Source organism: Sulfurimonas sp. (assembly GCF_016744025.1).
Classification (GTDB): Bacteria; Campylobacterota; Campylobacteria; order Campylobacterales; family Sulfurimonadaceae; genus Sulfurimonas.
Genome location: NZ_JADGFC010000097.1, coordinates 1 through 10353, shown reverse-complemented (window position 1 = coordinate 10353; position 10353 = coordinate 1). Strand labels below are relative to the sequence as shown.

Here is a 10353-nt window from a genome sequence, read left to right as displayed (position 1 = left end):
AATACAAAACTCCGTATGAAGTGTTTTTCAGTGAAATGAGTAAAAGATTAGCTAGCTAATTTAGGTGGAAATTGCACTTGTTGTTGGAATTGGCGAAATTAATTCAACTATTAGCGTTATTGTTCAGTCAATTGTGGACTCTAGTGATCAGATGAATGCAAATGCAAAAAAAGTTGAAGAATTAAGTGGCACTGCAATCGGTGTAGAAGAGAAGATAACAGAGTTGTCTTCAGTAATGGGCGAAGCAGTAGTTATGGCTGATAAAACGGTTGAGAACTATATTCAAACAGGTAAAGATACTGAACGTATTATTGATGGAATAAGTAAGGTTAATGACCTCTCTAGTAAAAATGCTAGAAGTGTTGAAGAAATTGCAAGTTCAGCAGATCATATGAATAAGATGACTGAAACACTAAATGCTAAATTATCAGAATTTAGAACTTAAAAAACTCAAGTAATCCGCATAGCCTTTTGCACCTTGAGTGTAAAAGGTTTCAGTATCTTTAAAATTCGAAAAATAATAAAATTATTATCCAAAATAGAGCTTAATTTAAACTCATTATTATATAGTATCATTAACTAAATATTTAGGAAGATACAATGAGAATTATATTATTGGGAGCACCGGGTGCTGGTAAAGGTACTCAAGCTCAATTTTTAACAAAGAAGTTTAACATTCCTCAGATTTCAACGGGTGACATGTTAAGAGCAGCAATCAAAGCTGGTACAGATATGGGAAAAATGGCTAAAGCAGCTATGGACTCTGGTCAACTTGTTACTGATGAGATTATTATTGGTCTTGTTAAAGATCGTATTGTAGAAGATGATTGTAAAAATGGTTACTTACTAGATGGTTTCCCTCGTACTCTTCCTCAAGCAGACGCTGTTACTCAAGCAGGTATCGTAATCGATGCCGTTATCGAGATTGATGTTCCAGCCCAAGAAATTGTAAAACGTATGTCAGGTCGTCGTGCTCACTTAGCATCTGGACGTACTTATCATGTTACTTTTAATCCTCCAAAAGTTGAAGGTAAAGATGATATAACTGGTGAAGATTTAGTGCAACGTGATGATGATAAAGCAGAAGTAGTTGCTGATCGTCTTAAAGTTTATAATGAACTTACACAACCACTTATAGGTTACTACAAAGAACAAGCAAAAACAATTGATACACTAACTTATATCACAGTAGATGGTACAGCTCACATTTCTGAAGTTGAAGCTTCTATTACTTCTCAACTAGCTTAATAATAACTTTTATGTCCAAGTAATACTTGGGCATAAAATCCACTAGCATTTAAAAAGAGTATCTATGCAATTTCATCGTGTTCATATTGAAGTAACAAATATATGTGGTCTTGCATGTAGTTTTTGTCCACCAAAACTTCAACCTTCTAAAACAATGTCTCTAGAACTATTTACTAAAATATTGATACAACTACAGGGTTATACTAAATCGCTTGCCTTTCATGTTATGGGAGACCCTTTAATCCTCTCCAATTTAAATGAGTACCTAGAACTTGCTCACAGTCATGGCTTTGAAGTAGAATTAACTACAAGTGGCTACTACCTAAATAACATGCAAGCATCTAGTATCTTTCATCCTTGTGTCCGTCAGTTAAATATTTCATTAAATAGTTACAATAAAAACTCACTGAAACTTAGTTTTGAAGATTACATTGATTCTGTGTTAGCTACATGTCAATACAAAATAATCAATAAGCCAAAGCCTTTTATAAACCTAAGAATATGGAACTTTGATGAAGACTGCAGTGAAGAAGAATATAATACTTTACTGTTAAATAAACTATCTGATTATTTTGAGGTTGAGTTAAATATTAGAGAGTTATATAAAAATAGACCAAAGTCTATACGACTTGCATCTAAAGTACTACTAAACTTTGATGAGTATTTTGAGTGGCCATCATTGAACTCAACTCATAACTCTAATGCAAGCTGTTACGGACTAAAGTCTCACATAGGCATACTGGCTGATGGGAGTGTAGTTCCTTGTTGTTTAGACGGTGATGGAGTTATAAATCTTGGCAATCTAAACACAACCACACTTAGCGAAGTATTAGCATCTAAGAGAGCAGTAGAAGAGCTATGTAAAAAGTGTAGTTATAAAGACAGATTTACAAGTTGATTATCAAATTATTTTAAAAGCAGATTCTTTTAGCTCTCTTGCTGTCTTTTTATTAATTAAATCTTTCCAATCATTTATTTTTATTTTTATCTCTTCTTCAAAGAAAATATTCATATTTATTGTATAAAATGAATCATTTAAGATTTTCTCGTAAAAGGTATCATAAATATTTTCTTTATCTTCTAACTCTTTATTCTTAAGAGTAAAGTCTTTTAAAGAGTGTATCATTGCGTTTATTTTTATATTGTCATTAAAAATATCATCAAAATCTTTTTCTTTATGAAAATTATTTATAATTTCTATCATAGTGTTACATACATTTTCAGGTAGTATATCTAAACCTAATTCATCAACTTTTTCTTCATCAAATGAACTTTCTGTGATATATGTACCCAAAGATATTTGATAGTACAACTGATATGTGGCCATAGTATCTACTAGATTTTCTCGTTTAAAATATTTTGATATTAAGTCATGTTTTTTCATAGGGTTATTTTAGTAGATATGATGTTTTATATTGCTTAGCTTTTACTTGAAGTGTCTATAGGTTTATGAAGCCATTCATTATCACCCATTGAAAAGGGGCGTTGATTACCAAACTCTTCTTTTGTAAATCTATATTTAAAATTATCAACATACTTGTTTATAAGTTTATATGCTTTATTTATCTCTTGAAATTTTTCTGTTGAGCCCTCAGGCATATCAGGATGATATTTACGAGATAGTTTTAGGTATCTTTTTTTTATATCTTCTTTTCTCTCAACACCTATGAGATTTAGAGTTTCAACAGCTTGTTCAAACTCATCATAGGTGATGGATAACAACTACTTACCTTTTTTTAAAATGATAGTAGTTGATTTGTCAAAGTTAAAGTACTTCTTCGCTGCATCTTGAACTTTCTTTGCAGTTATCTTATTGATATCTTCTTCATAAGTTAAAAGTGGAGAAAGATCACCACGAACTAAATAACTTCCATAAAGATTAGCAACAGAAGTTGAACTCTCTAGTGAGTAGATAAAGTCTGCTTTTGTATTGATCTTAACCTTATCTAGTTCTGCTTTAGTTACTTTTGATGTTTTCATTAGCTCTATTTGCTCTATAAGTTCTTTTTCTACATCCTCAGCTTTTACACCAGGGTTACAAGATGCTAAAAAGATGAAAAGGCCTGGATCGATGTTTTCCATATTGTAAGCGTAAATTTGGTTTACAAGACGTTTTTTATCAATTAGTTCTTTATATAGTCTTGAACTTTTACCAGAGTAAAGAATCTCAGAAATTACACTTAGTGTAACTTGGTCTTTATCTAAAAAGTCAGGAATATGAAAAGTAATAGCTAGCATCTCTACTTCACTATCTTTATGAATGGTAACTCTTTTAGCACCATCTTGCTCTGGCTCTACAAATTTAAACTCAGGAATCTTAGCAGTGTTCTTGATACCACCAAACTCTTTTTTAGCCTTTTTAAAGACTTCTTTAGGATCAACGTCACCTGTAACCATTAAGATGGCGTTACTTGGCTGATAGTAAGTCTTATGAAAGTCTTTTATATCTTTGATATTCCAAGTTTGTATGTCATTCATAAAACCAATTGGAGTCCAGTGGTAAGGATGATAAACATAAGCATTGTTAAACATTGCAAAGTAAAGGTAACCAAGTGGAGAGTTCTCTGTTCTCCAACGTCTCTCTTCAGCAACTACATCACGCTCAGGTTGAAACTCTTTATCTTTTAGATTTAGATTTTGCATAAGTTCAGCATAAAGATTTAGTGATTTTGAAAGGTTGTTTGTACTTGACTTGATATAGTAATGAGTATAGTCAAAACTAGTAGATGCATTGTTTACACCACCTATGCTTTTAACTTCTTTGTCAAACTCTCCTGCAGGCAAGTTTTTTGTAGACTTAAAGTTCATATGTTCTAGCATATGTGCAATACCAGTTTTACCCATGATTTCGTTTCTACTACCAACCTTGTAAAAGATATCAGTAGAGATAACATTAGTTGAGTTCTCAAGAGGAATTACAACTATTTGTAATCCATTTTTTAGTGTTTTAGTCTCATATTTTGGTAGTGAAGATGCCATTAGTGTCCCTAAGATTAGTATAAGTGCTAAGAAAGTTTTCATTTTCTGTCTGCACCGATAGCTTGAGTGATATTTGTATATCCATCAGCTTTGATAAGCTTTATAAGCCCTTTGTTTAAGTCCATAATCATATCAGGACCATTAAATACGATTCCGCTTAAAATCTGCACTAGAGACGCTCCTGCTTTTATTCTTCTGTAGGCTTCTTCAGGTGAGTCAATTCCACCAACAGATATTAGTGTAGTTTTACCGTAAAGTTCTTTTGCTATAGCTTCAAAAATTTTAAAACTTTTTTCTTTTAAGACTGCACCGCTAAGTCCACCAACATCATATGGCTCTTTTACAAGAGAGTAGTCAATAGTAGTATTTGTCGCAACGATACCATCAGCACCTTGTTCAACTGCCATTTTTGTAAGTGCTACTGCATCTTGTGGAGTCATGTCTGGTGCTATTTTTAAAAGAATAGGCATATCAGTAAGTGCTTTAGCTTCAGTAAAAAGTTTACTAATAAACTCTTCATTTTGCAAGTCTCTAAGACCTGGAGTATTTGGAGAAGAGATATTAATAACGAAGTAATCACCAAGACCGTCAAATGTTTTTATAAGGTGAGTATAGTCATTGATAGCTTCATTTTCAGGAGTTACTTTATTTTTTCCAATATTAACACCTATAGGAGTTGTAAAAGGGTAGATCTTTTTAAGTCTTTTTTGAACTTTTAGTGCTCCATCGTTGTTAAATCCCATAGCATTTTGAAGAGATTTTTCACCTATGTGACGCCACATTCTAGGTTTTGGGTTTCCAGCTTGAGACTTAGGTGTAACAGTTCCGATTTCAGTGTAACCGAAACCTAAAATTTGCATACCGCGGATCATAGTGGCATTTTTATCAAATCCTGCACCAAGTCCAACAGGGTTTAAAAAAGTACGACCAAATAGTTCTTGCTTTAAAACATCATCTGTTATAAAGTGAGACTCTAAAAAAGAGTTAAACGGTATTTGGCAAACATTTGCAGTTCTGATAGCTGTTTCAGCTAAGTGATGTGCATTTTCCGGTTGCAGCTTAAAAAGCCAAGGTTTTATACTTTGATAATTTATCATATCTGTTTATATCCACTTTAAAAAATTAATTGATTATACTAAAATAAAGGTAATGGTTTAATAAAGGATATATTAGATGTGGAGTTTTACTCCTTAAAATAAGTACTTCTAAGAAAGTGCTTTATCTTTTAGAAATTTTTCAAACTTATCAATAGGAATAGCTTTAGACATTACATAACCTTGATAGTATTCACAATCCAAATTATCTAAAAAATCAATATGTTCTTTTTCTTCTACACCCTCCGCAATAACCTTGAAGTTAAACTGCTTAGAGATACTTAATATTGTCCTAACCAAAGAAGCATCATCTTCATTATTAAGTACATTTTGAATGAAGCTACGGTCAATTTTTAGAAAATCAAATGGCAAGTTTTTAAGGTACGAAAGTGATGAATAACCTGTTCCAAAATCATCCATAGCAATTATAAAACCGTGAGACTTTAGTAAGTTCATCTTATCTGTAGTAGCTAAAAGATTATCAAGTGCGACTGATTCTGTAAGTTCAAGTTTTAATGCGCTTGGATTGACACTGTACTCTTTAGTCGTTTGTAAAATCTTATCTACAAAATTATTTTGGTTAAATTGCTTAGAACTAATGTTGATAGATATATTTTTTACCTTACCTTTTATCTTTTTATAGTCTATACAAGCACGCTCAATTACCCAATTTCCAATAGATAAAATAAGTCCACTCTCTTCAGCATAAGGTATAAAGTCATCTGGATATATAAGACCTTTTGTAGGGTGGTTCCATCTGATTAGTGCTTCACATGAAGTGATATTTGAACTTTTTATCTCAACAATAGGTTGGTAGTATAGTTCAAGTTGATTCTTATTTAAAGCCTCTCTTAGTTCACTACCTAGTATAAGTTGACTCTCAATCTTTTCACTCATCTCTTGTTCAAAAAAGCAAGTAGTATTTCTACCTAGTTGTTTTGCTTTATACATCGCAATATCAGCATGTTTTAAAATAACGTTTATGTCTGATTCTTCTTTTGATATAAGAGTTGCTCCAACACTAAGTGTTATGTAAAGAATATGTCCTTCGACTTCTATAGGCTCTTTCATAAGTCTGTGCAGTTTTTTTGCTACTATATGAGAGTGCTCTATTGCACTACTTTTAGTGTCACTAAGATCTGATAAAAGTATAACAAACTCATCACCACCAAGTCTTGCTAAGGTGTCTTCTGCTCGCATCATAGAAGAGGCTCTATTTGCAAAAGTTTTAAGAAGAATGTCACCAATATGATGACCTAATGAATCATTGATAGTTTTAAAGTGGTCTAGGTCAATAAAGAGTATAGAACCGTATCTATTGTGTCTTGCAAGTCTAGGAATTTGTTGTTCAAGACGATCATTCAGAGTCAGACGATTTGCCAATCCTGTTAAGTGATCATAAAAAGCTTGATAACGAATTTTTTCATCTGCTTTAATACGTTCAGTAATATCTTCTATTATTGCAAGACCTCCTCTAATATTATTATATATATCGTACATGGGAACGGTTTGCATCTTTATCCAAATATTTTCATTAGATATTTGAGTGTGATAAATTCCTTCATAGTATCCTCTCTCACCACAAAGTGTCGCATCTATAGCTGGTCGTATAGATTGGTCTCTAATTACTTTTATATCTAATTTTATTAGCTTATCCATTGGTGCTTTTAGTAAGTTTGAAATGGAAATATTTGCTTGTGTAACAATAAGATTTTTATCATAAGTAAGTACACCAATAGGAACTTCTTTAAAGATAGAAGAAAAGTTGTTTTCTGATAGTTTTAACTCTTTTTCTGACTGAAGTATCATAATGTTTGATGTTATAAGTTCTATGATTTTTTCATGATAGTTTTTTGAAAAGCTAATAAATAGGAGCATAAATATAGTTATAAGTAGTGCCATGATTGAGTGAATGTCATCGCCAATCTGATATATAATATAGGTCAGTGGAACTATCAGTATTATTAAGTAGTTTCTCACAAGGTCTTTGTATACAGAAAGACTCATTACAGTTCCAGCCCCTAAGCCAGCCATAATCATAATCAAAAATGCTTGGTGATATGGCTTATCAGCTGGAAAGAAAATAGATATTCCTGCACTGATGAGTATCGCAGTTAAAATAGCATTTCTTTTAAAGCTTTTTTCAATAAAAACAATTGACATTGTTTTTATATTTTTTATATTTTTGTTCGCTTGAATATTACGTAATATAATTGTAAAAGTTAGTGCAAATAACCAAAGTAATAAAATCTTTTTATCGGTAATATTCCAAAATACTATGGTTATAATGATGGCATTAATAAGAACTGCTAGAGAAGATTTAAAAAGATTTGACGAGGCTAAGCGTATCAACTCAATTCTAACTTCTAAGTTACTTTCTTTAGGTTTAATCATATATCATTATACTATATAATTGTTCTCTCAAAGACAAGATTTTTTAAACTTCTATCTTCATCTTCACTTGCAAACTCTTCTACATTTTCTAGTCTTTTTACAAACTTAAAACTAGGTGCTAGCTCTTTTATAAGTTCTGTAATGAACTCCACATCTAAATCAGGTGAGTTTAGACATGCAAGAAGGGTACATTCTTGGGCTGCAATCTGTGGAAGTTTCATAATAAGTTTTCTATAGTCCTTAGTAGCTTCAAAACTACCTTTTTGAAAGGTTGGAGGGTCGATAATAATCAAATCATAAGGACCTTTTTTCTTTATGCGTGAAAATGATTTTAAGATGTTATATGGATGAAAACTAACACCTCTAGTATCTAAGTCATTTAAATGATGATTTGTTCGTCCTGTGCTTAACGCACCCTTACTCATATCAATATTTGAAACCTTATATGCTCCACCCATCATAGATGCAATACTAAAAGCACAAGTGTATGAGAAGAGGTTTAAAACGCTTTTGTCTTTTGAGTTTTCTCTTACAAACTCTCTTCCCTTTTTCATATCAGGGAAGTATCCGCTGTTACGGTTTGAGAGTAGGTTTAACTTTATTTTCATACCGTTTTCAACTACAAAAAGCTCATCCCAAAGTTCACCAACTATAACTTCACTTGGAGAACCTTTGATGTAACGGCGTTGAAGAACTATAGTCTTATGTCTACTAGATGCAATGAAATTCTTTAGCATCTCTAGTAATTCTGATTCTTTTTCTTCTTCAGTGTAAAGAGCAACACTTAGTATCTCATCTATTGAGTCTATAGTTAAATGCTTCCACCCTTCATAAAGTCCACCACGACCATGAAAAAGTCTTTTAAACTCATCACTTAGGCTTGTATAATTTTCTTCTATATGTTCTTGTATATCTAAAATAGTCATTTAAACCTTTTCCCAAAAAGTGCCTTTTGGTGTGTCCATAATGTTTACACCAAAAGTTAAAATCTCATCACGAATAGCATCTGAAGCTTCAAAGTTTTTCTCTTTTTTAGCTTCGTTACGTTTTACAATCAACTCAGATAATTTCTCTTTAGTATCTGCATCTACGCCAAACTGAAAATACTCATAGGCATTTTTAGCACCAAAACCTAAAATCTCTTCTATGAAAGCAAGGTTAGAAATAGTCTCACGTTTAAGAAGCTTATGTTTTCCAGCAGTATCTAGTGTTTCATTAGCAGTTGATATCATCTCATCAATAAGTGCAAGAGCAGTAGATACATTCATATCATCACTAAGAGCTTTTAGTAGAGCTTCTCTAAATAGCGTTGAATCTGTACATTCAGGTAGTCCAAAAAGTCTCTTCTTTAATCTATATATCTTGTCAAGTCTCTTTTTAGAGCTAGCCAAGTCTTCAGTATTAAAGTTGAAGTTACTTCTATAGTGAGTGCTTAAAAGGTAAAAACGTAGAACCTCTCCGTCATACTCTTTTAGTGCATCTTTTAAAAAGAAACTATTTCCTAAACTCTTAGACATTTTCTCGCCGTCAATGTTCACAAAACCATTATGCATCCAGTAGTTTGCAAGTGCATGGTTAGTTCCACATCTAGTCTGTGCTGCTTCATTCTCATGGTGAGGAAAAAGTAGGTCAGCTCCACCACCGTGGATATCTACTGCAAACTCTGCAGCATCGTGAGCTAAGTGCTTTTCAATCATCGCAGAACACTCTAGATGCCAACCTGGACGACCTTTACCAAATGGAGAGTCAAAAGTGATAGAAGATGGCTTGAAGCCATCTTTATCGCTACTAACGGGCAAGCCGTTATACTCTTCTTTTACACTCTTCCACATAGCAAAGTCAGCAGGGTTCTTTTTCATAGAAGAACTCTCAACTCTTTGTTGTTTATCATCATCTTCTTGAACTCTAGCAGATAGTTTTAGGTACTCGCTATCACTTGAAGTGTCAAAATATACATCACCCTCTGAAGTCTCATATGCATGTCCTGCATCTATAAGCTTTTGGATAAGTTCGTACATAGCATCTAGAGACTCTGTAGCCTTTGGCTCTATGTCTGGACGAGATACACCGATGGCATCCATTTCTTTGTGAAATGCTTGCGTATAAAAGTCTGTAATCTCTTTTATCTCTTTACCAGACTCTAGAGCTTTTTTGATAATCTTATCATCAATATCAGTGATATTTCTAGCATAAGTAACGTCGTAACCGTTAGCTTTTAGAACACGGGAAAGAAGGTCAAATACTAAAGCACTCTTAGCATGACCAAGATGAGCGTCATCATAAACAGTCGGTCCACACACATAAAGAGAGGCTTTTCCCTCTACAAGTGGAGTAAACTCACGTTTTGTTTTTTGTACTGAGTCGTATATGTACATCTGAAAATTTCCTATGATTATAATTATTTATTGAGGTTTATTATATTCGTGATTATAGCATAGTAAGTTTATTTTGGTTTTATGTGTATGCCCATCTAAAAGATTGGAATACGTTAACTCGATATCAATGTACAGATGTAATTTTGTTATAAATTTATTTTTTTAATAAACTTTCTGAAATATTTTCATATATTTTAACCTTATGCAAGTCAAGCATATCATTAAGAGAAACATATTCTTTTATAATCTTTTCATCACCAGCC

The 10353-nt window shown here is 32.5% G+C and carries 10 protein-coding genes; 3 read left to right on the top strand and 7 right to left on the bottom strand.

The features are described from left to right. Nucleotides 1-64: 64 nt before the first annotated feature. The 3 genes from QZZ48_RS11845 (at nt 65) to QZZ48_RS11835 (ending at nt 2146) form a co-directional block, all read left to right on the top strand. Entirely contained in the window at nt 65-445 is a 381-nt protein-coding gene (locus tag QZZ48_RS11845) for a methyl-accepting chemotaxis protein (RefSeq protein ID WP_294966075.1), read from the top strand. A 155-nt stretch (nt 446-600) separates the two neighbouring features. Continuing rightward, complete coding sequence (gene adk / locus QZZ48_RS11840) at nt 601-1248, top strand: adenylate kinase (protein WP_294966072.1); 648 nt, start codon at nt 601-603, stop codon at nt 1246-1248. A 64-nt stretch (nt 1249-1312) separates the two neighbouring features. Next, nucleotides 1313-2146, top strand: a complete 834-nt coding sequence (locus tag QZZ48_RS11835) for a radical SAM/SPASM domain-containing protein (protein ID WP_294966069.1) — start codon at nt 1313-1315, stop codon at nt 2144-2146. Nucleotides 2147-2149: 3 nt separating this feature from the next. Here QZZ48_RS11835 and QZZ48_RS11830 read toward each other — a convergent pair whose 3' ends face one another. The 7 genes from QZZ48_RS11830 to cysS all read right to left on the bottom strand — a co-directional run bounded on the left by QZZ48_RS11830 (nt 2150) and on the right by cysS (nt 10090). Next, nucleotides 2150-2632 carry a hypothetical protein gene (locus QZZ48_RS11830; RefSeq protein ID WP_294966066.1) on the bottom strand — a complete coding sequence of 161 codons (483 nt, stop codon included), beginning with the start codon at nt 2630-2632 and terminating at the stop codon, nt 2150-2152. Nucleotides 2633-2667: 35 nt separating this feature from the next. Beyond that, a complete protein-coding gene (locus QZZ48_RS11825; RefSeq protein WP_294966063.1) occupies nt 2668-2970 on the bottom strand; it encodes a DnaJ domain-containing protein in 303 nt (100 codons plus the stop codon). After that, nucleotides 2971-4269: a pitrilysin family protein gene (locus QZZ48_RS11820; protein ID WP_294966060.1), complete on the bottom strand. Its 1299-nt coding sequence runs from the start codon at nt 4267-4269 to the stop codon at nt 2971-2973. Continuing rightward, nucleotides 4266-5324, bottom strand: a complete 1059-nt coding sequence (locus QZZ48_RS11815; protein WP_294966058.1) for a quinone-dependent dihydroorotate dehydrogenase — start codon at nt 5322-5324, stop codon at nt 4266-4268. The genes QZZ48_RS11820 and QZZ48_RS11815 overlap by 4 nt, the downstream gene beginning before the upstream one ends. A 108-nt stretch (nt 5325-5432) precedes the next feature. Further along, nucleotides 5433-7715, bottom strand: a complete 2283-nt coding sequence (locus QZZ48_RS11810) for a bifunctional diguanylate cyclase/phosphodiesterase (protein WP_294966057.1) — start codon at nt 7713-7715, stop codon at nt 5433-5435. A gap of 11 nt (nt 7716-7726) precedes the next feature. Next, a complete protein-coding gene (locus QZZ48_RS11805) occupies nt 7727-8641 on the bottom strand; it encodes a class I SAM-dependent methyltransferase (RefSeq protein ID WP_294966055.1) in 915 nt (304 codons plus the stop codon). Further along, nucleotides 8642-10090, bottom strand: coding sequence for a cysteine--tRNA ligase (gene cysS / locus QZZ48_RS11800; protein ID WP_294966052.1), 1449 nt, complete (start codon nt 10088-10090; stop codon nt 8642-8644). Nucleotides 10091-10353: the final 263 nt, after the last annotated feature.

Excerpts from the sequence above, each read along its gene's own strand:
- adk (WP_294966072.1), top strand. The coding sequence starts at position 601 with ATGAGAATTATATTATTGGGAGCACCGGGTGCTGGTAAAGGTACTCAA.
- QZZ48_RS11835 (WP_294966069.1), top strand. The coding sequence starts at position 1,313 with ATGCAATTTCATCGTGTTCATATTGAAGTAACAAATATATGTGGTCTT.
- QZZ48_RS11830 (WP_294966066.1), bottom strand. The coding sequence starts at position 2,632 with ATGAAAAAACATGACTTAATATCAAAATATTTTAAACGAGAAAATCTA.
- QZZ48_RS11820 (WP_294966060.1), bottom strand. The coding sequence starts at position 4,269 with ATGAAAACTTTCTTAGCACTTATACTAATCTTAGGGACACTAATGGCA.
- QZZ48_RS11815 (WP_294966058.1), bottom strand. The coding sequence starts at position 5,324 with ATGATAAATTATCAAAGTATAAAACCTTGGCTTTTTAAGCTGCAACCG.
- QZZ48_RS11810 (WP_294966057.1), bottom strand. The coding sequence starts at position 7,715 with ATGATTAAACCTAAAGAAAGTAACTTAGAAGTTAGAATTGAGTTGATA.
- QZZ48_RS11805 (WP_294966055.1), bottom strand. The coding sequence starts at position 8,641 with ATGACTATTTTAGATATACAAGAACATATAGAAGAAAATTATACAAGC.
- cysS (WP_294966052.1), bottom strand. The coding sequence starts at position 10,090 with ATGTACATATACGACTCAGTACAAAAAACAAAACGTGAGTTTACTCCA.